Below are 25,557 nucleotides of genomic sequence, written 5' to 3'. Positions count from 1 at the left end.
GATGCAGACGCGCCGGCGCTAATGACCGTCGCGGCGCAGAGCCACTGATTGTCGCCACCGGGACCGGTCCCATGCCATTTGCCTCTGCGGGAATTGCGGATCGAGGATCGCGATTAGTCACGGCTGTCCAAAAAGTCGGCGAATACTTGTCGAACATGCGACCTCGGGAATTCGGGCCGGATAGACGACAGCGTGCTTCTTCGCCCACCGGGCTAGCCTCCTCTCGTCCGTCCAATAAGGCAGCGAGCCCGGAGGTGCATGTCATGTTCATCGTGGCGACCCAGGACCCGAATACCCGCCGTCAATCGGAAGGAGCCGAATCGGGCGCCGCCGCATGGGGTGCACTTCTGCCCATCGACGCCGGACTCACGCAGGCCGAGGCGGATCGGCAGTTGGCCACCTACCTGGCTGGGGTGCAGGCAGGGGAGCCTCTGTGCATCCGCGCCCACGGCAACGACGAGGAGATCGGTGACGCCGAGGCAGGTGCCAAGGACTGGGGGTGGACCTACAAGAAGCTGGCCCGGATGCTGGCAACCCACCTGACCGCCACCCCGAGCGTGGTCCTGATCCGGTCGTGCGCCGAGAAGGTGACCAACTTTCCCACTCGGATGGCGGTCCGCCTGGAGTCGGACTGGCCGGGCGCGAACCACCTCGACGGAGTGGACATCTACGGCTACAACCTGTCTGTCAACATCAGCACGCCTGTCCCCTCGCCTGAGCAGCTGACCAAGAACGTCCAGGTCCAACCGGTCGTCGTCTCGCTGTAACGGGCGATCACACCGCGATATTCATCCCGAAGGGCGCTAGGCCGTGTGTCAAGGTCCTCGGTCGAGCCGAGGGGCGGACGGCGGACACCAGAATGAGCGTGATGCCGGTGAGTCATCTTGATGACCCACAGGCATCACGCTCAATGGAGCGGGCGGCTCCGATCCGGCCGGACCACGGGCCCGCGAGCGGCGGTTCACCAGCGGCCGAAACGGCCGGTCCTCTCGGCCTCCGCAGGCCGGCCAGGGGCTTTGACACACGGCCTAGGGGGACGAGGGCAACCTGCCATGACGCCGGTTCATCTGGCTGCCGCGCTGACGGCTTGGTCCGCCTTCGTCGGCAGCGCCCGCGACAACAGGCTCACCCGCTGAAATTGACAAGGCGGTAGCGTCCACCGTCGCGAGTGAGGTCCGGATAGCGGACGGCATGGTGAGCTGGAGCGTCCACGCACATACGCGAGACGACGTGAGTGCGAATCGTGCTCGCTGCGAAGACGCTTCCCCTGTTGATCAGCAGGCGTACGACGTCCTCGGCGGTGAAGCTGCCGTCGATGCTTCGAGCAGCCAATTCGTGAGCTGCTTCAAGCACCTCATCACGACAGGTCCGTGCGAGCATGGCGTCGACCGTATCTTCCGGTGCGCCAACGGTCCACAGGCCAGCAACAGGAACTTGGATGAGGGCTACAGACGAAGCTTGGGCGGGACGAGGCTGTTGCTGGTGACCTGTCCCATCTCGGCGTCACAAACCAACACCTGATGCCAGCACTCCTCAGCAAGATCCTGCTGGCCGCCTGACTGGTCCAGATCGTGGGCCAACGCCGCGAAGGCGCCTCGGGCCCGTTGGAAATCACCTGCCAGCATTAGGAGATTCGCAATGTCTTCGCGCACCGATACTGCGTCAACAGCTAGGAGCTCGCCCTCGTCTTCCGGCAGCGAGTGAAGGGCTCGCTCCAACACTTCGGCAGCCTGCACGAAGAGCTCATTCTCGGCGAGTTGTTGTGCCCGCGCCCGTGATTCCGCAAGCCCTTCCTGAAAACTCTTGGGCGGTGCCGAGACCGTCCGCGCTGTGGCATTGAAGTTTCTCTTGCCGACTCGCTCGGCCGCAAAGCCTGGCATGTCGTCGCCATGAACGAACGGAGTGAGGAGCCGGTGAACCTCGCCCGCCGACGCCGGCCTCTCCGCCGGATCCTTGGCGAGCAGGCAGTACAAGACATGCGCTAGGTCGTCGGGCACATCCGAGCGATATTCGCCGATGATGGGAATCGGCGAATACAGGTGACGACGCATCATGTCTGGCGCGTTCGCCGCCTCGTAGGGAGGGCGCCCGCCGAGCATCTCGAACAGAATGCAGCCCAAGGCGTACAGATCGGCGGCGGGCCCAACCGGTCCGCCCTGCGCTTGCTCGGGTGCGATGTAGGCAGGGGTTCCGAGCGTGCGGCCAGTCGCGGTGAGGCGGGACGCCTCGGTCGGGCTCAGCAGCGCGGCCACACCGAAATCGAGCACCTTGACCACTCCCGCCGGCGTGATCATGAGGTTTTGCGGCTTCAGGTCACGGTGTACGAGAGAGGCGGCGTGTGCGGCCTCGAGCACCGAACAGACCTGCGCGGCAATGACAACCGCCTCACGAAGAGACAGACGCTCCTGCTCGGCGATGTGGTCGGCGAGGACGATCCCCGGCACGAGCTGCATGACGAGGAAGAGGTCTTCACCGTGCACACCCAGGTCGTGCACCGCCGGAACGCCGGGGTGGTCGAGCCTCGCGGTCGCTCGGGCCTCCCGCCGGAAGCGCTTGGCTGCCGTCTCACGCTCGTCCTCCGGCACCTCCGTCTGCCGAAGAAACTTGATGGCCACCGGCCGGTCGAGTCGCTGATCGAAGCCGGCCCAGACCTGACCCATTCCCCCGCGACCGACGGGATACGTCAACTCGTACCGGTCACCGATGCGATCCCCCGCCTGCACCTACGGCCTCCCCTGCATCGCATACCAACCCGCCTGAGCAGGATCGGCGTTCAGGCTAGCTGCCGCTGCACGAGCCGCGCGGTCAGGAACGGGCTCGGCGTGCCGTGCCAGAACACCGCGAGCTCGTCCCGGGCCCGGGTGGCGGCAACGAAGAGCAATGACCGGTCGCGCTGGCGTTCGCGCTGGTAGCGCTTGGGGTCAGCGTCTCGGTACCGGCTGATCATCTGCCGGGGCATCAAGCCGTCGCTGACCCCAGCGATGATCATGCGCTGGTATTCGAGGCCCTTGAAGCGGTGCATCGTGCCGATGTGCACGCCGTCGGGCCGCTTCGGGCCATCCGGCCCGATCTCCACCACCGCCAGGCCGTCACGTTCCAGCTGGCTGATGACGTCAGCGGCCAGGTCCTTGGTCGGAACGCAGATGGCAACCGAGCCATCGACCGGGTTGCCCCAACCGCGCAACTGCTCGACGATCAGATCCCGCTCCTGCGCCCAGGTCGTGGCGCCACGGAATACCGGTCGGCCGCCACGCAGCAGCGACCGGTAACCGGCCAAGTTCTCCTCGCCGCCATCGAGGTCGTCGTACACCTCCCCCGTCATGATCTGCAGAGCGTCGGCGAGGATCTGCCGGGTAGTGCGGTAGCTCAGCGTGAGTTTGGACGACCGCCCGCGGATGTTGACGCCGAGGCTGCCCAACGTGACGTGGTTGTCGTAGATGCGCTGGTGGGTGTCGCCGGTGAGGAACATGTCGTCCGGACCGGGCGCGACCATGGCGCGCAGCATCTTCCAGTGCGCGGCGCTGAGGTCCTGCGCCTCGTCGACCACGACGTGCCGGTAGCGCGGTCGGTAGAACCCGCCGGATGACTCACCTGCTGCGCCCGGGTTCTGGGCGGTGCGGTCCATTTCCAAACGGGCGGCCCGTTGCGCCACCTGTCGCCAGGTCCAGACGCCACGATTCTCCAGCCAGGTGGCGAAGCGCTCGGTCAGCTGCCAGATCTGGTCCCGCTCTACCCGAGTGAGATTGCGGCCCCGGTTAGGGCGGCGGGCCTTGAAGTAGTCCGTCCGCGAGTTGAGCACCTGACCCAGAATCACCTGGGTCCACTCGGCGGCCAGGAACTCCGCATCCCAACCGGTCTCGCCGGTCTCCAACAGAAACTCGTCCCACAGCTCAAGGACACGGTTGTCGTCGACCATCCGGCGTCCGCCACCCGCTTTTGCTTCCGCCACGACCCGGCTGGCCAGGCGGTCGATGTTGACGATGTCGACGCGCGACACCAACTCCTGTCCGCCCAGAGCCATCAGGCGGGTGCGGAGGTCAGCGGCCAGGTTCCGATTGAAGGTCGTCAGCAGGATCGGCTTGTCCATGCCAGGCGGCAACTGCCGTGCGAGGTGAGCTACCCGGTGCAGAGCGACGATGGTCTTGCCAGTGCCGGGACCACCCCCGACCCGTGCCGGGCCGCTGTAGGTGCGCTCGACCAGCTTCCGCTGGGTGGGGTGCAGGAAGATCTGCCAGCGCTCGAAGGCCTCGCCCAGCATCGCCTGCAACGCCTCGTCGTCGGAGGTCACCTGCGTGGCAGGGCGCTCCACTGCCGCCTCGAAGTCCTCGGGGTCGACCGGTTCGTCGGCCCGGACCGGGTCGGTGACCTGCTGAAGCACGTCGTCGTAGGGGGTGCCGTCGAAGAGGGCGAAGAGCACGTCGGTGGTGAGCTGCGGTGCCCGGTCGAGTAGTTCCAGGAGCTGCGCCTCGGTGGTCAACTCGCGGATCTGTGGCAGCAGCGGCTCCGAGACACCGAGATCCAGCAGTTGCATGTCGGTGTAGGTGTCAAAGAGCGGCTTCTGTGCGGGCTCGGGCTCCACCTCCGGCGGCACCACCCGGCCGATGATGCTGTCACCGACGGGCGCCATGTCGACGACCTCGATGCCCCCGGTGATCCGGTTGATGCGGTAGGCGTACCGGCTGAGGTCGTCGTACACCTCGCCACGGTGCTTGACCGCGACGAGCAGGTAGTCGCGCGCGGCGATGTGCAGCAGCAGCGCCCGGTAGTCCTTGTTGACGCGGGCGGACATCAGCCGGGATTCGCTGTTGAGCGCCTTGAGGTTCAGGCCGGGGTTCTCCGGGTTGTGCCGGAACTTGTGCATGAACTCGTAGACCGCTCCGATGTCGGCGCGGGTGAGCTTCATGACCTCCTTGTCTGCGCGGTCCAGCATCCGCAGAGTCGTTGCTCCGGTGCTCATCGGCGTTCTCCCCCGGTCGTCGCCTTGATCTCTGCCGCCAACTCGTCAACCGACCACTCCCGCGCGGTACGGGCGTGCCAGCCCGCGTCCGCGTACGCCCGATCGCGGTCTTCGGTCTCCGGGTCGTCGGACGGGCCGGTCAGCACGATGGCGATCCGCCGGTCGGGCCAGGCCAGTTCGGCTGGCCAGCCCTGGTCGCCCAGCTCGTAGCCGACGATCGGGGCGGGCAGGTCCTGTTGGGCGAGTTGCTGGACGAGTTGGTCGAGAGTCTTCTCGTCCGGGTCGAGGTAGCGCAGGACTTCCCGCCACGGTGACTCCGTGTCGAGGCTCCCGGGCTCGGCGGCCACCGGCTGCGCGACGACGCCGAGCCAGGTGGCCGTCTCCTCGTCGAGCGGCAGCACGCGGTGGGCCAGCACGAGCCCGGTGCCCTCGGTGACGGCCATCGAGGCCGGCTCGAACGTGTCGAGGGTGGACACGGCGAGCTGACCGGCATCGCCGCCACCGTTGCCGAGAAACTGGATGACGTTGCCCCAGGCGAGCCACGCGGCCCAACGGTCCTTGTGGCCCGCCCCGGTCACGGCGGCTGGCAGGTCATCGAGGACAGTCAGCGCGGACCAGGTCGGCAGCGGTTTGCTGCGCCCGTCGACGACGAGGGTCACCGGGCAGTCAGCATTGTCCCGGGCACGGGCGATCATGATTTTGCCTGCGACCGGACCGGGTAGCGGCTCGCCGCGCAGTGCCGCCACGAGCCGCTCCGCGACGCCACCAGAGTCGGTGGCGGTGTTGTCCCGGGCCTGTTTGATCATGCCGGCCAGGGTGGCTTCCGCCCGCCGCTGCCACCGAGTGAGGTCGGGGTCGGCGAGGAAGCGCATCAGCTGCTCGATCGGGTTGACCCAGATGGTTTCCTCGAGCTCATCGGGGTCGGCGCCGGGGAGGAACTGCCGGTACCGCTCCCGGGCCGCCTGCTTGCTGACCCCGCCGTACGGCGTCCATCGCCCCTGCCCGTCGGTGCTGCCCCAGGTCTTGACGTCGTCCCACGTAGCGGCGAAGACCAGGTAGCCATGCGCGCGCAGCCGGGCCCGCTTCTCCACGTCGTCTGCGAGCCGGTTGTACTGGGACGAAGCGTGGTACTTGAAGCCGTCGAGGTAGACGGCCACCTCGGGCGAAGGGGCATCGAGGCGTGTGAAGTGGACGTCGGGGCGGGTGCCGCGAACGGTGTTCTGCAGCTTCATCTGCCAGTGGGTGACGCTCTGACCGTTGTCGCGGACGAACCGCAGGTCGGCGATGCGGGCACCGTCGTGGTCGGTCCGTCGATCGATCCGCAGGCCCGAGTTGGGTGTCTCGCCAAGCGCCAGCAGCTTGGTGAGAAAACGCATCTCCAACTCGCTCTCCACCTGGTGGATCAGCGAGATCTCGTCCGTCCGGGTGCCCTCCTCGACGTCCCAGTTGTCGAGGAGCTTGTCCAGCATCCCCAAGGCCTCGTCGCGGCTCATCAGGGCGAAGTGCTCATTGCGCGCGTGGCGTAGGAGGCAACGGTGACAAACCGCCCTGCCTTCGTGTCGACACGCGCAGTCGGCGATCCGCTGCCGCGCGAGTTCCAGGACCGCGCGAAACTCCCCAGGTTTGGCGAGGCGGTGCAGGTAGCCGGTGCCTTGCGGCTGAGTGTCGTAGACGACCACGAAGTTGCGCGTCCCGTCGCTCTGCCCGTCCGGCATGGTGGCCGACACCGCCTGAAGATGCGCCGGGTCCCCGCCGTACTGCGCGGCGATGCCAAGTCGGATCGCGGCGGCGAACGACGCGATGCGTTCCTGGACCACGGCGGAGGCGGCCGGGATCAGGATGCGCAGCGCCTCGGTCTCCAACTCATGGGCGAGGATCAGGTCGACGTGGGCGTCCGGGGCGGCGGGAGAGCGCCGGTAGGGGCACCAGGGCCGGTGATGCTCAGCGCCCTTCACGACGGTCGACCCGGAGGCCTCCGCGGCGAGTTGTTGGCTCACCGCAGGGGCGCCATCAACCGTGGTCCCACCGCAGGAGGTGCAGGTGTGGAAGCGGTTGATCCGCACCTCCTCGCCCGCGAACAACTCGGCCGCCCGGTCGTAGCGCTGCGCGCCCAGGTTGAAGTGCCGGATCATCGCGTGCCGGCTGTAGTCGACGCCGAACGTGTCACGGGCGTGCCGCCAGGACGAATCAACCTTGGCCGGGTCCACGTCGACGGCGACGGTGGTCGCGTAGAAACGCCGGTCCCGGTCGTCGCTGTCGTCGCGGATGCGGGCATCGTCGCGCTTGTCGCGGCTGAGCACCCGGGCCGGTTGGAGCACCTGGAACAGTCGCCCGTGGTCGGCGATGCCCGGGTCCGCGCAGCGCGGGCAGGCGCTGGTGTCCTCCTTGGCGAGGTGGGTGCGGACATAGCCGCACTGGGCGCAGATTCGCCACTGCTCGTACGCCGGCCGGTCCGCCGGACCGACGTCGAGCCCCGAGATCTCATGCTTGTAGCCCCGGACGTAGTAACTGTTGCCGGGAGCGATCTCGACCAATGCCTGCCTGGCGGGGCGGGCGTACTCGCGGAGTTCGCTGTGGAACCGACGGTCGCCGTCGGCCTTGTCCTCCCAGGTCAGGGTGGCTTCGAGGTCGGTTCGACTGTCGATGAGCGCGTAGTTCGGCAGCAGTCCGAACTCGACCATCGTGCCGTGGGCGGCAGCCGAGCTGACCTCGCGCAGCCGGCGACGGACCGCCCCCTCCTCCGCTTTCAACATCTTGATCTCGCGGGCGTGGTCCGGGTCGCTGGGCACGAGCGCGCCTCGGGCGGTGGCGAGTTCCTGCATCCGGCGACGCAGGTCGGCCAACCGGGAGTCCCAGATCTCGTCGGCTTCCTTGACCCGGTGGACGATGCCATCGGCGGCGAACTCGCGCAGTTGGTCGGCGGCAAGTCGCAGAACCTTGTCGCCGAAGAGGGTGAGGAACTCCTCCACCAGTCGAGCGCCGTCGCGACGCGCGGCCTCGGCGAGGCCGGTCAGCCAGCCGGTCGGACCGAACAGCACGTGCGCCCGCCGTGGCATCGGCAGCACCCCGGCGAGACGGCCACGCGCGGCCAGGTCGATCAGGTGGGCGAGGTACTGACGGCGCAGGATCTCCACGGCGGAGAGGAAGCAACCGGGCGGCACGATCTGGCCGGCGATCATGTCGCGCGGATCGGCCAGGTAGTAACGGTCCCGTTCGGTCCTCCCGACCAGGGTCAGCACCAGTGCATTACCGCTCTTGCGGCCGGCGCGGCCCGCCCGCTGAACGTAGTTGGCCGGGCCGTGCGGGAGTGACGCGAGCACCACCGCCGAGAGGGCGCCGATGTCGATACCCATCTCCAGGGTGGGCGTGCAGGAGAGCACGTTCGGGTCGGTGTAGCGCACGCCGTCGCGGAACTGCTTCTCCACCGTCTCCCGCTGAAAGCGCGTGAGCATGCCGGTGTGTTCGCCGGTGACGACCCGGAACACCGGGCTGTCCAGGTAGAGCCGGCGGTAGTAGTCGTCGGCGGCGGTGTCGTCGCGGGCGGCCTGGAGTTGACCCCGGCAGCGGTACTGCCGGCACGGCTGGCCGATCCAGTCGGCCACCCGGTCGGGGTGCTCGGTCTGCTGCCAGTGGCAGGTGTCGCAGCCGACCCCGGCCATCGCGGCGGACGAGTCGTCGAGTCGGGTCACCCGCAGATGGCCGGGCATCAGCCCGTACACCGTGTTGCCGTCCTCGGTGTCGCCGGCGGCGACCACGTCGGCTACGGCGAGGGCCGGCAACAGCCGGCTGAGGAAGCCGGCAGCGTCACCGGATTCGAGACCGAGGCAGCGCGACGTCCAGTCCTGGTACCAGTTGCCCCGCGCGGTGATCACGTCGAACTCCGTGCGGGACTTCGGCGTGGCGAGGAGGAACGCGGGCGCGGACAGCCCCTTCGGGAACGCGGGCATCCCGGCCGGCCGGCCACCCCAGATCTGCCACCGGGTGCCACCGCGCTTCAGGTACGGCACCAGCCACTCGTGGAACACCGCGCCGCGGACACGCAGCCGTTCCAACAGGCCGCGAACGAAGGCGAGGTAGCGGGCGTCGTCCGGCGGCGCCACGGCGAGGTGGCCGGGACCGGTGAGGTGGACATCCCGGCAGATCGCAGCGGCTCGCGTCCGGTCGTCGAGGGCCACCTCGACGGCGACGCTGCGGGTCAACTCCAGGGTGCGGCCCTGGCGGGAACGCAGCCCGGTCTCCATCACGGTGGCGAAGACGAGTCGCTCGCTGATCAGCTCCCAGGTCTCCCGGCTGCCGCCGTGCTCACCGGAGAGCAGGTTGTCGACACCGGGCTGGTCGTGCAGATCCGGCGGCACGACGGTGGAGAGGATCTCCGGCTTGGCCGCCTCTTCAATCATCCTGACGAAGAGGCCGTCGAGCCCGATCGACTCTCCGGCCTTCAACCGACCGGCGAGCAGGGAGCGCAGAGAGAACGAGTAGGACCGGTTGGCGACGAAACCGGCGCGGTGCGCGGCGTCCTGGACCGAGTCGTTGAAGAGCAGCGTCTTCTTCTCAGCCTCGTCGAGCTCCCCACCGGTGAAGAGCTGCGTGATCGCCACCGAGGCGAGGGTGGCCAGGCCGGCGCCGAGGAAGCGGATGCCATGGTCCAGCTCGCAGGACGGGCAGCGGTCCTTCTCGGCACCGTCGATGTCGAGGACGTCACCGAGCACGACGACCGCGTCGTCGGTGGGCTCGCGGTCGCGGTGCTCGTCGAAGGGGCGCACCCGACGCCCGTACTCCAGGACCAGCAGACCGCGGGAGCGCTGGCGTACCTCGTCGTCGGTCGCGGCGATCAGCGCGCGGACCCGGCGCTTGTCCCGGCCGACGCTGGCCCGGTAGATCTTGTCCGGGTCGGTCTCCAGCTCCTGCGGATCCTTCTCCGGCGACAACGCCATCCAGCCCGAACGACCGCAGTGCCGGCAGTAGATGGCCGGTAACCGTGGGTAGCGGTTGTCGGCCACGACCACGTCGGCGTCGGTGGCGTACGGGTCCAGCTCGCGCGGCGCTTCGCCGTACCAGCCGAAGGCGGCCTGGTGGGAGGTGCCGCGCAGCAGGCGGGAGACGGCGCGTACCCAGAGGTGGGTTTCGATGTTGAGCAGCGGACGGCCGGGAACGTCCGGGTTCTGCGCGACGGAGAGTAGCCCGACGACCCGGGCGAGAGCCTTCGCGGTGACCTCGGCCGGGGTCTTCATCACGCTGCCCCAGCCGGTCGCGTTCTTGCGCGGCAACACGTCGATGATCTCGTCGAGGGTGCACGGCCGCGTCTGGAGTGAGTCGAGCACCGCCTTCGTCAACGGGTGCTGGCGGAGCAGCTCACCCAGTCGCGTCGGGGCGTCAAGACAGCGCTCGCCGACCACCAGCTCCGCGACCTCGGCCATCATCGCCTCGGGGTCGCGGTCGTCGACGGCCGCGAGCTGCTCCGGGCTGGGCAGCGGCAGGCTGAAGTCCTGGCGGGCGACGAACTCGCCGGCCTCGTACCGGTCCTCCCCCACCAGCGACCCGGCGTCGAAGGCGACGCCGAAGACCTGCTCGGCGACCTCACGGATCGCGGTACGCCCGTCCCGGCCGCCGCCCTCACCGAGCGTCGCGGAGGTCGCCACCGGGCAGATCGGCCCCAACGGCCGCTCCGGCTCGTCGAGGTCGAGCGCCGCTGCGAGCCGGCGCAACAACATCGCCACGTCGGTGCCCTGCGCGCCGTCGTAGGTGTGGAACTCGTCCAACACCACGTACGCCGGTTCGGCGCCCTCCCACAGCGGCAGGTCGTCGGCGCGCTGGAGCAGCAGGTCCAACATCTTGTAGTTGGTAATCAGGATGTCCGGCGGCGTGCGCCGCATCTCCGACCGCTTAGTCAAGACATGCGCGTACTCGATGGCCGCGACGTCGCCGATGTACAGACCGGCGGTGACCTGACTGAGCGCCGGGTCGGAGAGCAACTCGTTGATGCGCTGGGTCTGGTCTGTGGCGAGCGCGTTCATCGGGTAGAGCAGGATCGCCTTGACGCCGGCTTTGCCCTGCTGCTTCTCTCGCCGGCAATGATCGAGCACCGGGATCAGGAACGATTCCGTCTTGCCCGAGCCGGTGCCGGTGGTGATCAGGGTCGGCTTGGCCGCCTTGCCCTTCGTCGACAACCGGGCGAACGCGTTCGCCTGGTGCAGGTAAGGGGTGAAATCCGCCGGGGCCCAGTCGAGGTGCGCCCGCCAGTTACCCTTCGCCGGGCGAAAGGGAGTGCGGATCCGCAGGTACGGGCCGCGGAAAATGCCCTGAGCCGGGTGGGAGAGAAAACCCTCCAGACCCTGGCGTATGCCATCCTCGGTCAAGCCGAAAGTGGTGGTCAGGTACTGGGTGAGGGTCCGACGCAGTGTGTCGGCGGCGATGGTCGGCCTCATGAGCGGATCACCGCAGCATGCTACTGCACGCCTTACCTGGGCTGACCTGCGCGACAGCCCGCCAGCGGGGTGAGTCGGATTCGCGACAAATACATTCCAGAGCGGGCGCTGAGCCCGACTCTCACCACGGCTTACATCCGACCAGGCGCACCTACCACCTCACCGGCAGCGGTGAAAGGGTGTACGGCTCTTTGTGATCCGCCTTATGATCGCGTGCCGGAACGGCTCCGGAACGAATGAGGTGACGGCTACCCAATGGTCGCAGCGGCAGAGACCACCCTGCAAGGACTGCTCGAAGGCACAAAGCAGTATCAGGTGCCCCTCTACCAGCGCACCTACTCCTGGCAGGGTCACCAACTGGAGCGGTTGTGGGACGACATCGTCCGACTCGCCGAGGACAGGGTCGAGAACCCGAAAACGACACACTTCATTGGGTCGCTGGTGCTGGCACCCAGCCCCAACAACGGTCCTGCCGGCGTCGGCGTTTTCTTGGTGGTCGATGGTCAACAGCGGTTGACCACCCTGTCCATTCTGCTCTGCGCCGTCCGGGACCATCGGGTAGCCACCGAAGACGACAGCCACCGCGACCGACTCACCGGCCAGTATCTGGTCAACCAGTGGGTGCCCGAGCGCCGTCTGAAGCTCGTCCCCACCCAGGCCGACCTCGACGCTTATCTGGCTTGCGTGGACTCCTCGGCGCAGGCCGGTGGGGGTGAGGTCGGCGCTGCGTACAAGTTCTTCCGTGACAGGCTGGCGGCTTCCGCCGACGCGACACAGGTCAAAGGCCTCGAAGATGCGGTGCTCTTCGGGTTAGCGCTGGTCTCGGTGATCGCGCACCCCGACGACAATGTCTATCGAATCTTCGAGTCGTTGAACAACACCGGCCTCAAACTGACCCAAGCCGACTTGCTGCGCAACTACCTGTTCATGCGTCTGCCCGACCGCAGCAAGACCGTGTACGACGCGCACTGGCTGCCGTTGCAGCAGCGGTTCAACTCAACGGAGTTGGAGACCCTGTTCTGGTTGGACCTGGTGCAGCGCGACCCGCGAATCACACAAGGCGACACGTACGCGCGACAGCAGGCGCGGCTCGACCGGCTCGGCACGGAAGATGACATTGAGGCCGAGGTGCGACGGTTCGGTCGTCTCGGTCGGTTGCTGGAAATCATCCTGCATCCCGACAAGGAGCAGGACTCGGACGTACGTTTCCGGCTGGAGCGATTGCACGCCTGGGGCACGACCACCGTCTACCCGCTCCTGCTGCACTTGCTGGACCGTCGCAGCCTGGGCACTGCGACCAGCGCGCAAGTCGCGTCGGCGATGCGGTACGTGGAGAGCTTCCTCGTCCGACGGCTGCTGATAGGCCGAGCCACCGCGAACATCAACCGCAATCTGCTGTCCATCGTCACCGAGATGAACAAGGACCTGCCGGTCGACCATGCGGTACACGCCTACCTGTCGGCCGGCCGCAAGTACTACGCGACGGACGCCGACGTACGCCACGCAGTACGTTCGCTGCCGTTCTACACCAACGGAAGGGCATCTCAGCGTTCACTGGTGCTGCGCTGGTTGGAGGAATCGTACGACAGCAAGGAGCCGGTCTCTCCAGCAAAGTTGACCATCGAGCACGTCCTGCCGCAGAGCATGGGTCCAGAGTGGCAGCGCATGCTCGCTGCGGATCTCGAACCGCACGAGAACGTCGTAGAGGTGCACGACGCTCTGAAGCACACGTTGGGCAACCTCACGCTGACCGGCTACAACGCCGAGTTGGGCAACAGCCCGTTCGCCGTCAAGCGGGTCGACCTCGCAAGGAGCGGCGTACGCCTCACTCGGGACATCGTCGCCTGTGAGCGCTGGGGGCGACCGCAGATCCATGCCCGCGCCGACGCCCTTGCCGAGCGAATCATCAATCTGTGGCCAGGGCCGACCGGACCTACCGTCGATCAGTCCGAGGTCCGCTGGGACCTCATGGAAGCGGCACTCTCGGCAATGCCGTCCGGCTCCTGGACGACCTACGGAGACCTCGCTGCGTTGATCGGCACCGCGCCCCAGCCGGTCGGCAACCGACTACGCGCCGTCCCGGTACCCAACGCCCATCGGGTGTTGCAGGCCGAAGGAACCAAGGCCGGGGGGTTCCGTTGGCCCGACGGACGCATGGAAGACCCGGTCGCAGTGCTCAAAGCCGAAGGGGTCGAGTTCGACCAGCACGGCCGCGCCGATCAGACCCAGCGCATCGACCTCGACGAGTTGGCACAACTGACCGGGCTGGCCCCCGACGAGTTGCCACGCCGGCTGCCCCAGCCTCGACCCGGTGACGGGCAGTCGCTCGCCGAACGCTTCACCGAGCAGCTCGGGGTACTACAAGGCCCGGTCGTTGCCGGAGCCACGCTGACACTGCTCGACCGATGGACCGAGATGGGCGGCACGCTCCTCTACGGCGGCGGAGCGGAAACATCCTGCTTCCTGATGGCCCGCGAACGTGGTCACCGCGACGGCGACATCTGGCCGGTGACCGTTTACCCCAGCGGGAAAGTTGAGGTGGTCTTCCAACACATGTCCAGCCGTCTGCCGTTTGACGCCTTGGCGCTGCGTGAACAGTTCCGGCAACGACTTAATCAGGTGCCCGGCGTGAACATCGCCGCCGCGAAACTCTCACTGCGACCCGGCGTCCCACTGACCGTCCTCGCGGATCACGCAGCCGCTTCGGCGCTTGTGGAGCACTTGCAGTGGTTCTACGACCAGGCCCACCTGTCCGAGCAGGCGGACGAGACGCTCACGGTCTAGCAGGAGGGCAGACGCCTTATCCGATATGTCGACCTGCCTTCGCGGCAATCAAGGTGGTAGTCGTGTCTGCGTTAACCAATGAGGTAAAGACCGCCAAGAGCCCGGTGGCCCGTTGGCTCCGCGCGACGTTTCCGCACCACCACGGCGTACAGGCCGATTACCGAGAGGCCATCGGCCCGGGCCAGGTACTGCCACCCCCGAGCGTTGCGCTCTGGACGCAGGGTGCTGCTATCGATTGGTGGTTGCGGTTCCTGATCGACCCGGCCCCATCAATCGGGCTCGCAGTGACCGGGCTGAGCACGCGGCGAGCGCCGTGCGAACGAGCTGGCCTGGAACTGCTGCACGACCTGGGTGCGGTCGATAGCGACGGCAATCACGTGGGGCCACTCCACCCGGCCCGGTTCAGAGAGCGGTCTGATGAGTGGTGGGCACGGATGTCCTACGCGCTCGCACTCTTGGTCGAGCTGTACCGGGCGGCTCGGGTAGACGAGTCTCGCCTGATGCAACTTGGTCCGGACAGTCGGGCACCCGACCTGCTGGCACTGGCGAACGCCGACGAGGTCGCCGACCTGATTGCAATGCGCGACCTGGCAGTGGGGCACCTGCTACCAGTGCTGCCGGTCGGGCCCGTGGCCACAGGCGCGACCTTCGAGGGCAGCGCCGATCTCAACGCCGACGCCGATCTCATCGTCGGCGGCGTGCTCGTCGACTTCAAGGCCACCCAGGGAAGGGCCCGGCCGGACGGCAGCCGTGCGGTCGGGCTGACGAGGGCCGAAATCGATCAGTTGCTGGGGTACGTGCTGCTGGACTACTCCGATGCGTTCGCACTGCACTCGGTAGCTATCTACACCGTCCGCTACGGACACTATGCCTCGTGGCCGCTGGAGGACTTGTGCGCAGAGCTCGCCGGAAGGCCAGTTGACCTCCCCGCGATGCGGCAGGAGTTCAAGCATCTGGTACGGGTCGAGCTGCCGGTTCATCGCAGGGCGTCGATCGTCGACAGGATCCGGCGGCAGGTCGCCGCCAGTTAGCCAGTCAGCAGTCGAGGACTCATTCATTGGCGGTATGACGTCGGCGGGTCCAGCGGATTTGAGAGCGCAACGCCTAACTCCGATCTCCGTCGAACTCCCGCAGTAGTCAACCATTCGTCACCCCGGCAGGACGAACGGCTACTTCCGGGGCAACGTCACCGCCAATAGCATCGAGTTCCTCGGATGGAGGGACGAGCTTGCGCTCGGCTTTTCTCTGCCAGATCCCGGTCCGACGGCATCGGAGGCGGCGTGGTAATCAGGCGAACTATCAGCGACTGGTACACCAATGCGGAGGGCCGAGGTTCAGCTGATTCCCGGCATGACTGGGAGAATGACGACCAGCCCGACCGTACGCCTGATGTCTGGCTCGACCGCCTCCAACCTGTAAGTCGCGCAGGCTACACCCGCCCCTCAGGCGGATCCGCCTTCAAGGCCGCTCCGGCCAACGCTGGTCTCCTGACCGAACGCAATAGGCGAGACCTGGCAGACGCCGCCCACGATCTCCGGCACCGAATGCCGAACATCAAGGATTCAACGATTGCTCGGCACCTTCGTCAGGACGGGTGGCCCCAGGTCTCTGTTGACCAGATTCGCGCAGCTCTGCGTGCCTATCCTTCTCCGCGTCACAGGCAGCAGTCCCCTGCTCGTCCTCCGGAGGTCCGGAAAACTGCGACGAAGAAGCCTGGCATCGCTACCGTCAGTAGTTCACCCAGCGCGATCAAGCCAACGGGAAGCCCGGCGGCCGCACGAGGCCAACAGAGCCTCGCCGAGGTGGCGCATGCCATGCGTGCGAAGTTTCCGCACCTCGATATGAAGAAGCTGACCAAACACGTACGCGGGCGCGGCTGGCCGATGGCGACCGTCAAGCAGGTGGAGGCCGCTCTTCAGCGACCGCGACCCAAACAGCCGGTCAGCAGCCGGCCGATTGCATCTCGGGCCGTCCGCTCTCCTCAACCAGACACCTGTTTCGCCTGCGGAGTGGTGCCGTCGCTGCTGGGAACCTGCCGCTGCTCCTGACATCACACGAAGCCCGAACTCGTTACGTCGGCAGCTGGCGCGCGTGCCAGCGCTGGATGGTTCGTTTGTAGGGCTCGGGCATGTGCAGTCGCGGCACCTCGTCGTACGCGAAGACGCTGAGCTCTTTGTGTTCGGCCGAGTAGATGAGCTCCTCATCCCCGACGTACGTCGCGCCGAAGCTCACGATGAACACGTGCCGGACCGGCGTGATCATGTAGATCCAGGAGTCGATGATGTCGACCTCGGTGATGGTCAGCCCAAGTTCTTCGGCAACCTCCCGGCAAACACCGTCCTCCGGTGTCTCACCTACTTCGAGCTTGCCGCCGGGCAACTCCCACTCGTCGCGTTCGTTCCGCAACAGCGGCACGCGGCCGCGGTGGTCGACGACCAGCTTGACCGAGATCGGCAACTGGTACTCGAAATACCCCGGGTTCCGCTCGACGAGGTACGGCGGTCGCTCCGTCATGCGGGAAGTCCTTTCGTGGTGCGGCATCAATTAGCGGTCAGCAGCAGAGCAGCGATGTCGTCGGCCCGCTTGAACCGACCACCGCTGCTACCGGGTTCGCTTTCCGCGTCCCGGATCAACTTCTCCAGGTAGTGCAGCCCTCGATCACGCGCATCGGGAATAACCTGAGCCCACGAGCGGTAGATCTCGTAGTCGGTGACCAGCCGGGCGAAGCCGTCAGTGCACAGCAGCATGCAGTCGACGTGCGTCCACTCGCCGACGGCGCTGTGTGGTCGAAGTTGGCGATTCGGGTGCCCGGAGAAGATCGATTCGACATCACCGGCGGTCATCGTGTGCAGCCGACGCTGGTGCATGGCCGCGATGACCCGGTCTGCCTCGCCCTCATCTGTCGCGACCGCCGCGGCTTCGCGTCGGTCGAAGAAGCCGGTCGACAGCAGCACCGGCCGAACGCCGTGGACCACGGCGGTGGCGTCGCCGATTCGAGCGAGGTCGTAGCCGATGCCCTGGTCGACGCAGACCGCGATCGAGCAGGCCGGCTGGCACCCGGCTCACGGGGAACGAGAGTGCTGCCTGCTCGCGGGCTACACCATCGGCAATCGACGTCAGGAGCGCGGCGGCGGTGCCCTGATAGTTGTCTGCGCCAGCCTGAATCAAGCGCTCACCGATGTGGTCAACAAGCCACTGCACATCGCTGTCGGCGGGCAGTGCGGTGTCACCGTACAGATCGGTGGCGCCATCAATGACCCAGGCGAGGGTGCCGCGGTGGCCGACGCGGTCTTCATTCGCCCGCGTTCCACCGGCCGAGGTGATCGCTTCTCCTACCTTCATGGGCTGTCCAAACTCTCATGACATCCACGAGGCTGGCACGAACAAACCGGCCCCGATCATGGCGCATCCGATGACGACCGCCGCGATCACCCGGCGAACGCGGCTGTTGTTGACGAGAGAGAACGTACCGAAAACGACAGCTATCGCGCCGGACGCCACGAGCATGAGACGGAGCCCCTCGACGCCGGTGCTCTGGCTGGCAATGTTGGTGGCTGTGGCGATGAAGGCCACCACGGCCGCCACCAGGCCCAGCAGTTGCAGTTGCTGGCCCTTGAACTCGGTCAACTCGGTGCGGAAGCGGGCATGGGCCTGGGCCCACCGGGCGCGCTCCTGCATCAGATCGATCCGGATCCGGCTCGACTGGTACTGGGTGAGCCGACGCAGGTGGTCCCGGGAATCGCGCGACTCCAGTTCGATGGCCTGCGCGACGGCGGCCCTGGCCGCCTCGAACTCCCCACGCAGTGCCAGCACCCGGCCTCTCGTCTCGTAGTAGTGGGCGACTCGCCCCTGGGTGAGGGTTACCGCCCGGTCGATGTGCCGCTCCACCTCGTCGAGGTCACGCGCCGGGCCTGGATCCTCCAGGCGTTCGAGGTACTCGACCCAGAACGCCGCCAGCTGATGGGTCACCGCCGCGACGTCAGGCATGGCGGCGACGGCCTGGCGGGAGTATTCGACTGAGCTGCGAAGTGAGGCGAGGTCGCCCTTGGCTCGGGCCACGATCGCGCGGAAGGTGTGGAAGTAGGGCTCTGCCCCAAACTCGTCCTCATGGTCTCGGACGACCAAGGCGTACTCGGCGTGGCGCTCCTCGCGTCGTAGCCGCAGCAGGAGTGCGTAGAGCGCCGCGAAGCGGGACCGGCTGCGATTGGCGTGATCGTCGAGAGCGGCGCGCAGCAGCGGCTCTGGATCGGGGTATGCCTCGACGACGGCCCGGATTGCCTGCGGAAAGGCCGCGTCGGACGGTGGCGGCACCTTCGACAGCGCGGCGACGAGGTGGCTGCGGTCGGGCGCGGAGGACGCCGGCTGGCGCGATCTAGGAACCCGCAATCGAAAACCCCCGGTTCAACCAGGTGTACGGATGGTCGCTGTTGACTCTCGCCAGGAAACGCGCCAGGCTCCGGTCCCCGGTGAAGGCCGTGCGCCCGTGCAAAACCGGTAATTGTGTACGAGGTAACCGTCGCCCGTACCCAGGTGCAGAGTTTGGGCCGTCTCAGCGATCAGGCGACGGGGTGTGACCACGAGGTCCGTGCACCCATTGGTGCTGTACGGGCCGGCGATCCGGTCGTCGCGATAGCGGATGCGGGCGTGGCCGACACTGATCTCGACAACCGCCGGGCCTGGCCGACCGGTTGCCGTCCTCAACCGCAGATCGGCGATCTCGCTATCCCCGACGTGTTGGCGGACGACACCCAGCACTCGTGCGCCGTCGACCAGTGTGGCGTCTCCCCCGGCCATCGCCGGAGTCAGCATGAGGGTGGCGAGCACGCTGGGGGGCTGCGCGTGCAGACTGCGATCGGTATGCGGCGACAGGCCCAGATCGGTGAAGCCGGCCTCGTTTTCGTCCTCTCTCCTTTGCAACCGAGGCTCGATGACGGTCAGTCCGCCGGCCACCTGATGCGGATGGTCGACGGGGACGGTCCAGCGGTCGAGCAGAGCGCGGACCTCGGCGATCGACCCCTGCCGGATCAGGACGACACCGTCTCGGGCGAGTACGCCGGGCATCAGGTCCGGACTCACCTCAGCCTGGCGCCCCGCCTCCACCAGCCGCACACGCCCTGCCTACGCGCCGTCAATCCTCAGGGTCATCGAGATCGGCGGCCGCCGGAAGCTCCGACCGCGCGGGGGGCTTCACCGGGGCCGGCGTGGGCAACGCACCCAGACCTGCTCGGTCCAGCGCCGTGTGCAGGTTGCCGACCAGTTCCTTGAGCACATCTTCCCGGGCCTGGTTGTAGGCCAGTTGTGCGGCCGCCCCAGCGGCGGCTCCGGCACGCTCATAACCGCCCCAGGTGTCCAACCACTCGTAAGAGCCGTTGACACGGCGCATGCGGGCGACCCAGTAGACGGCGCCCTGCTTCCGAACCGTCCAGTAGCTGCCATCGGCCGTGTAGTTCCGGTATGCCATGCCGACCAAGGTATTGATGGAACCCAGCAGGTTGCTTCAGCCGTACGTCCACTTCAGACAGCGGCCGAGCGCCCGGGGACGAGGCCCTTGCGGCGCAGCTACCGGCACCGGTCCAGGCCCGCCAGGTCGAATCCGCCACGGGTGCCCGGGCGACAGCGGCGACCGGACAGAGTGCGCCGCCGGCCTACGTGGCCATCCTGGGCCAGGCAGAGGCACTGGCTACTTCGTGCTGAATTCCGGACCGAGCGCGAGACATGGTCCAACCTAGCCGATCATCGGAAGAGGGGCGGCTGGACATCGATGATCGGCCGTTTCGCTTCATCTGCCGGTGGCAGCATGCCTAAATCCTCAAGCTTTGTCGCCTTCAGAAGAGGTCCATCGAGGATGGCTTTCAGCACGTCGTCCTGCTGCGGCTCGAGGAGCACGCATCCATGGAGCACGGCTAGCAGGTTTCGCAAATCGTCGGTGAAGTCCCACTTACTGGCAACAATTTCGTTCAGTGGGGACGATTTGCGCACGCGGGGCCGCTTGGAGCGGTAGTCGAACCACTTCTTGACGACTTGCGTGCCACAAACGTCATAATCCCAGACTGCTGAGGGGACGGGACCGAGGGCTCCCTCGCCCACATACAGGGTCAAACTGTCCCGGTCGTACGTGATGCTTTCGGGCATGCGGTCCGCCACCCCTGGTACGGGCACGAGGACATCAGGGCGCAGTTCCCGCGGTGGTCCTGGTGGACGGCCAGCCGACGAGCAGACATAACGCTCACCGTGGGTCTGAAGCCAGATCACCCGTTCACCAAGGCCGACTGCCGCACGCCAAAGGTTTGGGTTCAATGTCAACGGGATCCGCACTCCCGGGGTGCGAAGCTCCGATCGAAATCGCGTCGAGAAGCCGGGGTGCGACGCCACGGCGGCAACATAGGCGAAAACGTCTCCGCAGGTAACGTCGCCACCGAGCTGGCGAGAAAGCTGCTCCATCAGACCAGGGGCGATGTTGGGATGATGACCGCTGACGTCACGGTACCGCGGTAGTACCTTGCCTCCATGATGACCCATGTAGTGGTCGTTATCCGGCACCTCTGCGGCGAACACGACGGCCGGTCCGGAGGTCACCGATTCCGCGAACAGTGTCGTCAGATACGTCTGATGTTTTCCGTGTGTAGACCACAGATCGGGACGGGCTCGATCGACAACCCTCCGGTCGGCAATAACATACTGCCGATCGAAGCTCCGGAAAGATACGCGCATGATGGAAACCTGAGGGTCAATATCGCCAGTCAGTGACGCAGGCTGACCGGTGCCGTCGAAGTGCGGCGAGAGTACGACGGCGATTGCCCTATCCTTAGTTTCCTTCATAAGATCTGGCCGTTCCACCACGGGAGCCAGGCTTAGACGGCGCCACCGCTCGGCCAACGTTTCTTCGTCCGGAGCGTAAACCCATGTTCGGTTCGCCTTGATACCTGGCGATTGCCACGGCATCAGGTCGGCGAGCGCGATGCAGTCGTTCCATATGGCCTGCGACGCGGGACGGAAGGGAGCCGACCACTTCGTTGGGCAGTCCAACCACCGACCGCTTGCGGCATTCAGAGCCTGGAGGGCGTCGAATTTTTCTTGCCTGGTCCCGGAGAGGGCAACGTAACGGATTCTGGCGGGTGTTTCCGTATCGGCCGTCTTGGCCCGTCCGAATACGCCGATACACAATGGCTGCTGCACGTCTGGAAAAATGCGTGTCGGCACCTCGGGCTGATGCCCTTCAGGAGATAGATCGATGATCCAACCCCAGTCGGCCTGCCGTCGCAGGTACTCACGCATGCCGGCGAAGCCTGGTCCGGTCGTATAGGCCGATGTGCAAACGAAAGCCACGACTCCCTCCGGGTGCTCAGGATGCGCTTCGAATACCTTCCAGGTGGCCCAGCGCCAAAAGTAGATGTTCAAGTTGTGCAGTTTGAACTCGAGTCTGCCGGTACTGGTGCCTCGAAAAGCGTCGAGCATGCTCGACTTTCCCTTGTTGCTGGCAAGTACGAGCCCTCCCTGGTCCTTGGCGCGTTCGAGGTAGGGCGGGTTGCCGAGAACGACCATGACCCGTTCCTCGGTCTTGACCTTGATTGCTTGCGCCCGGGAGTCAGCAATTGGCCGGTACACGTACGGGCTAACAAGTGTCTCTACGTCAGGATCCTCCAGGGTATCGGTGACGTAGAATCTGACCTTCTCGTCGGCAACCTCCAGTCCCCGCGCTGCGAGATCCTGGTGCAGCCGTAGTTCCGCTACGGCGAAGGGCGCGATCTGGCGTTCAAATCCAACTAAACGACCGAGGAGAGCACGAAGTTCAGCGGGCTCGTCCCCGTGGTCGGCCCTAACCGTCTTCGCTACACGTGCAATGACGCTCAACAGGAAGGTGCCTGTACCCATTGCCGGGTCGACGACCACTACGTCGCGGTCAGCCAGACCTAGCCGTCGGTTCAGCTTGTCGTGCAAGATGCTGTCGACAAACTGGACCATGAAGTCCGCAACGGGCTGGGGCGTGAAGTAGGAGCCACTTCCCCGTCGAACCGCTGGATCGTACAACTCCAAGAAGCGCTCATACAGCTGGTCCGATGTGTCTGTCCGCCAATCTGTCCAGTCACTGGCCTCGATGGCGCGCCGCAGCGTTTGCAGAGCCACGCTGCGCTGCTCAATGCTAGGACCACCGTGGTCCTCGGTGAGGATAGCCAGCGCTCGCCCAACGAGCAGGTGGTTCTTGGCCAGCTCTCGCCCGAGCGTCGGCAGTTCCTTGCCTTCGAACTCGATCCCTGACCGACGCGCCAACAGCAGCCCAAACGTGACGGTCTGCGCGTAGGCGTCGGCGAACAACTCCTCGCTCAGGTGGGGAAATAGCCAGGTGCGCCAGTCGGCTAGATGTTCGCTGAAGAGCCGCACCCTCCCACCGAGTCGCTCTTGACCAAGGGTGTCCAACACCTCGTCGCGCAACAATCGGCAAAGTCGTGCCGCGTCTCGGACCAGATGTTCGAGGCGGCGATGTGGACGTGGACGCCACGCAAGGAAGGCGTGGAGCACGAGCGCCAGGTTGCCGTCGGCGGGCCGAAGGCGTGCACCGGCCCGCTGCAGGTCGCCGTCCATCCGTGCCACTGGCCCCTGCAATTCTCCCCACCGATACACCGCGAAGGACTGACCATCGCTATACAGAACGTTCGGAAGCAACTGAAGCTGGACCCATTGCCTACGCTCCCGGGCCGTGGGATGCCAACCGTGGCCGGGAACACCCCTGCCCGGCGCCTTGAGTTCCACATACCCGATCGGGGCTCCGTCGACGTCGATCAAGTAGTCAGGGCGGATAGCAAGCTCCGGGAGGCGGACCTCGCCGTGCGCCCTGACCGGGCAGCCAATCGCTTGTCCAGCCGCAACGAGAAGTTCGACCATTGGCGCCCGCAAGGTGTCCTCCCGAGCAGCCAGTCCCCGCTGAAGGACCGGCGCGACGGAGGCACCGAAGTGAGAAACAGCTGCCTCCAGCACGGCGCCGTACGCTTCAGCGGAACCCCGAGGACCGGGCACGTGGGCCGCACTGCGCGTGCGGGCGCTCCTGTCCATGCGCCCTCATCTCGACCGGTGAGTCGTAAACGTGCCGCCACCACCCAGCTCGCCAGGGCTACTCAGAGTCATTGGCCAACCTCCCGCCGTATCGCCACAGCATGCGACAGGCAGCGAAATAGATCAATGGCGACAGTGCACGTCTGACCAACCGCATGATGCCGGTAGGTACGCACGACAGAGAACGGAGGCGCCGAAGGTGACTGGCCCGACCGGCCCGCCGACGGGGCTCACATCAACACCTGATCTTGCACGTCGTGGCGGAACGGGCCTTCACGCTCCTGCCGAAGGATCTGCACACGCGCTTCGGTAAGCAGCAGGCCACCGTCCCTAATGGTGGACTGCTGGAAATCCCGCTGAACGATGAGGCTGAGCTGGTGGCCGAGCTACGGCGGCGCGGCTGCGAGGTGCACCGCGACGACGGCCTGATCAACGTGCTCGACGGCCGCAGCTTCAGCCCGCTGACCGGCTGACCCGACTCCCCGCCTCGACCGCCGGCTCCGGCCGACACACCTGAGCCGGCGGGGAATTCCGATCACCCCGAAAAACATACAGAACCGCCGTTGGTACGCCGACAATCGCCGCGTGGGAATTGCGCGTACATGACTGTTGTCGGGAGTGTCTTGGATGGTCAGACGGGTATCGCTATTGATGCAGTGGCGCCGCCGAAGAATGGCCGATCGGCAACGGTTCCACGTTTCAGCGATGGCGTTGGGATGTAACACCGTGCAACACGGAGAGGGGGTGGCGGATGGCCGACGACATGGGATCGACAGTGCCGCGACGGCAGCTCGGGCGAGCGTTGCGCGAGCTACGCACCGAGGCGCGGATGACGCTGGACGGCGCATCCGAGGCGATGCAGTTCAGCCGGCAGAAGCTGTGGCTCATCGAGACCGGCCTCGGCCCGGTCCGCGCCGTCGACGCCAAGGCCATGTGCGAGCTGTACGGGGCGACCGCCGAGCTGACCGGCGCGCTCACCGCCCTAGCCAACGAGACCAAGGCCAAGGGCTGGTGGCACTCGTACGGCGACGCCATCCCCGACTGGTTCGAACTGCACGTCGGCCTGGAATCCGCCGCGTCTCGGCTGCGCGGATACGACGAGTCACTGATTCCCGGCCTCTTGCAGACAGAGGCGTACGCCAGGGGGGCCTATCAAAATCGAACCGAGATGAGCGAGGACGAGATCGACCAGCTCATCAGCATCCGACTTCAGCGGCAGGGCCTCCTACGGCGACGGCTACCGAAGGCACCCCAGCTCAGCTCGGTGCTCGCCGAGGCGCTCCTGATCAAGCAGATCGGCAGCCGCAGGGTGATGGCCGATTAGCTCCGACACCTGAATGACCTCACTGGCCTGCCGAACATCTCCATCCGGGTCCTGCCACTATCCGTCGGGGCGCACTACGGCGCGCTCGCCGGCCGCCTTCATGATGCTTGACTTCCCTTTGACCAACCGGGTCGTCCCGGAGCCGTCGGTCGTCTACAGCGAGTCGCTGACCGGTGCCCTGTATCTCGATCGGCCCCGAGGAAATCGCCACCTACGAGAAGGTCTGGGGGAGTCTTACGTCCCTGGCTCTCGATGAGCAACAATCGAGGCAACTCGTCAGCAAGATCGTCGAAAGGTTCATCATGACTGAACTGACCGGTGCCCAGTAGCGCAAGAGCACCCGCAGCGGTGACAACGGTGGTGCGTGTGTCGAGGTCGCCGACAACCTGCCCGGCCTCGTCGCGGTACGCGACAGCAAGGACCCGGCGGGACCAGCCCTCACCTTCTCCCCCGCCGCCTGGACCATCTTCGTTCAGGTCACGAAGTCCGAGCACTGACATGCACGGCGGACGGGAGCGCAGCTGGGCGGACGCGCCGGATGCGCTCCCGTCACGCAATCGGTCAGGAGGTCGCGTCCCCAATCGCTGGCTGAGTCACGTCCTCGAACAACGACCACCGGTTCCGCCACGCCTCCACGTCCTTCGGGTAGATGGCCGTGTGACGGCTTTCCGGGTTACGCGGGCGAACACCGCCGACGCTCGCCATGAACTCGTCGTGCCGCTCGCGCACCCCGGCACGCAGGTCGTCTCCGGGCACGACATAGAAGTCCCGACGTCCCTCGGTCACGTCCACGAGGATGTAGACGTCAATCGACATCGCCGTCATCCGGTCGATGTCCGCGATCATCCAGGTGCCCTGCGCAGCAACCTGCACGGCCGCCTTCCGTCCGTTAATCGTTACGAAGGTCTGCGGACCGTTCAGGCTCGCCGAATAGCCGTACAACAGAGCCGCAGCCACCGCTAGGTGTCGCCCAGCCTGGTGCTTCTGGTGGTTGCTGGGAGCCATCTGCTCTCCTTCGG

General features: G+C 66.3%; 17 protein-coding genes and 1 pseudogene. 7 read left to right on the top strand and 11 right to left on the bottom strand.

The features are described 5' to 3' along the window. The first annotated feature begins 263 nt into the window (after nucleotides 1–263). Complete coding sequence (locus AB0I89_RS28675) at nucleotides 264–767, top strand: hypothetical protein (RefSeq protein WP_357133132.1); 504 nt, start codon at nucleotides 264–266, stop codon at nucleotides 765–767. 358 nt (nucleotides 768–1,125) lie between these two features. Here the strand turns inward: AB0I89_RS28675 and AB0I89_RS28670 are convergent, their stop codons facing one another. From AB0I89_RS28670 to AB0I89_RS28655, 4 genes are all read right to left on the bottom strand, one after another. Continuing rightward, a complete protein-coding gene (locus tag AB0I89_RS28670; RefSeq protein WP_357133130.1) occupies nucleotides 1,126–1,380 on the bottom strand; it encodes a hypothetical protein in 255 nt (84 codons plus the stop codon). A gap of 65 nt (nucleotides 1,381–1,445) precedes the next feature. Then, the gene (locus AB0I89_RS28665) at nucleotides 1,446–2,723 is read right to left on the bottom strand and encodes a serine/threonine-protein kinase (protein WP_357133128.1); all 1,278 of its coding nucleotides are present in this window, start codon (nucleotides 2,721–2,723) and stop codon (nucleotides 1,446–1,448) included. A 50-nt stretch (nucleotides 2,724–2,773) separates the two neighbouring features. Then, nucleotides 2,774–4,957 carry a UvrD-helicase domain-containing protein gene (locus tag AB0I89_RS28660; RefSeq protein ID WP_357133126.1) on the bottom strand — a complete coding sequence of 728 codons (2,184 nt, stop codon included), beginning with the start codon at nucleotides 4,955–4,957 and terminating at the stop codon, nucleotides 2,774–2,776. Continuing rightward, the gene (locus tag AB0I89_RS28655) at nucleotides 4,954–11,382 is read right to left on the bottom strand and encodes a DEAD/DEAH box helicase (RefSeq protein WP_357133124.1); all 6,429 of its coding nucleotides are present in this window, start codon (nucleotides 11,380–11,382) and stop codon (nucleotides 4,954–4,956) included. The genes AB0I89_RS28660 and AB0I89_RS28655 overlap by 4 nt, the downstream gene beginning before the upstream one ends. A gap of 255 nt (nucleotides 11,383–11,637) precedes the next feature. Between AB0I89_RS28655 and AB0I89_RS28650 the strand changes: the two genes are divergently transcribed. Continuing rightward, entirely contained in the window at nucleotides 11,638–14,166 is a 2,529-nt protein-coding gene (locus tag AB0I89_RS28650; protein ID WP_357133122.1) for a DUF262 domain-containing protein, read from the top strand. Nucleotides 14,167–14,228: 62 nt separating this feature from the next. After that, nucleotides 14,229–15,197: a hypothetical protein gene (locus AB0I89_RS28645; RefSeq protein WP_357133120.1), complete on the top strand. Its 969-nt coding sequence runs from the start codon at nucleotides 14,229–14,231 to the stop codon at nucleotides 15,195–15,197. 1,039 nt (nucleotides 15,198–16,236) lie between these two features. Here AB0I89_RS28645 and AB0I89_RS28640 read toward each other — a convergent pair. Both AB0I89_RS28640 and AB0I89_RS28635 read right to left on the bottom strand, forming a co-directional pair. After that, the gene (locus AB0I89_RS28640) at nucleotides 16,237–16,680 is read right to left on the bottom strand and encodes an NUDIX hydrolase (RefSeq protein ID WP_357133118.1); all 444 of its coding nucleotides are present in this window, start codon (nucleotides 16,678–16,680) and stop codon (nucleotides 16,237–16,239) included. Nucleotides 16,681–16,706: 26 nt separating this feature from the next. Further along, entirely contained in the window at nucleotides 16,707–17,141 is a 435-nt protein-coding gene (locus AB0I89_RS28635) for a hypothetical protein (protein ID WP_357133116.1), read from the bottom strand. Nucleotides 17,142–17,178: 37 nt separating this feature from the next. Between AB0I89_RS28635 and AB0I89_RS28630 the strand changes: the two genes are divergently transcribed. Continuing rightward, nucleotides 17,179–17,529, top strand: a complete 351-nt coding sequence (locus tag AB0I89_RS28630; RefSeq protein ID WP_357133114.1) for a hypothetical protein — start codon at nucleotides 17,179–17,181, stop codon at nucleotides 17,527–17,529. Here the strand turns inward: AB0I89_RS28630 and AB0I89_RS28625 are convergent. The 4 genes from AB0I89_RS28625 to AB0I89_RS28610 form a co-directional block, all read right to left on the bottom strand. Beyond that, nucleotides 17,524–18,552, bottom strand: a complete 1,029-nt coding sequence (locus AB0I89_RS28625) for a hypothetical protein (protein WP_357133112.1) — start codon at nucleotides 18,550–18,552, stop codon at nucleotides 17,524–17,526. The two genes, AB0I89_RS28630 and AB0I89_RS28625, sit on opposite strands and share 6 nt — an antisense overlap. 15 nt (nucleotides 18,553–18,567) lie before the next feature. Then, nucleotides 18,568–19,275: a TauD/TfdA family dioxygenase gene (locus AB0I89_RS28620; RefSeq protein WP_357133110.1), complete on the bottom strand. Its 708-nt coding sequence runs from the start codon at nucleotides 19,273–19,275 to the stop codon at nucleotides 18,568–18,570. A gap of 19 nt (nucleotides 19,276–19,294) precedes the next feature. Then, on the bottom strand, nucleotides 19,295–19,627 hold the full coding sequence (locus tag AB0I89_RS28615; protein WP_357133108.1) for a hypothetical protein: 333 nt from the start codon (nucleotides 19,625–19,627) through the stop codon (nucleotides 19,295–19,297). A 272-nt stretch (nucleotides 19,628–19,899) separates the two neighbouring features. Next, nucleotides 19,900–23,046, bottom strand: a complete 3,147-nt coding sequence (locus AB0I89_RS28610; RefSeq protein ID WP_357133106.1) for a type ISP restriction/modification enzyme — start codon at nucleotides 23,044–23,046, stop codon at nucleotides 19,900–19,902. 425 nt (nucleotides 23,047–23,471) lie between these two features. Here AB0I89_RS28610 and AB0I89_RS28605 point away from each other — a divergent pair, with 425 nt between their 5' ends. The 3 genes and pseudogenes from AB0I89_RS28605 to AB0I89_RS28595 all read left to right on the top strand — a co-directional run bounded on the left by AB0I89_RS28605 (nucleotide 23,472) and on the right by AB0I89_RS28595 (nucleotide 25,035). Then, on the top strand, nucleotides 23,472–23,687 hold the full coding sequence (locus AB0I89_RS28605; protein WP_357133104.1) for a hypothetical protein: 216 nt from the start codon (nucleotides 23,472–23,474) through the stop codon (nucleotides 23,685–23,687). Between the two features lie 278 nt (nucleotides 23,688–23,965). Beyond that, a complete protein-coding gene (locus AB0I89_RS28600; RefSeq protein ID WP_357133102.1) occupies nucleotides 23,966–24,538 on the top strand; it encodes a Scr1 family TA system antitoxin-like transcriptional regulator in 573 nt (190 codons plus the stop codon). 302 nt (nucleotides 24,539–24,840) lie between these two features. Further along, nucleotides 24,841–25,035 (top strand): annotated as a pseudogene (locus AB0I89_RS28595) (DUF397 domain-containing protein). 64 nt (nucleotides 25,036–25,099) lie between these two features. Here the strand turns inward: AB0I89_RS28595 and AB0I89_RS28590 are convergent. Next, nucleotides 25,100–25,543, bottom strand: coding sequence for a hypothetical protein (locus AB0I89_RS28590; RefSeq protein ID WP_357133100.1), 444 nt, complete (start codon nucleotides 25,541–25,543; stop codon nucleotides 25,100–25,102). Between the last annotated feature and the right edge of the window lie 14 nt (nucleotides 25,544–25,557).

This window comes from Micromonospora sp. NPDC049801, assembly GCF_040656575.1.
GTDB lineage: Bacteria > Actinomycetota > Actinomycetes > Mycobacteriales > Micromonosporaceae > Micromonospora.
The sequence above is the reverse complement of the archived record's forward strand: the minus strand, read 5'-3'. Positions and strand labels throughout refer to the sequence as shown.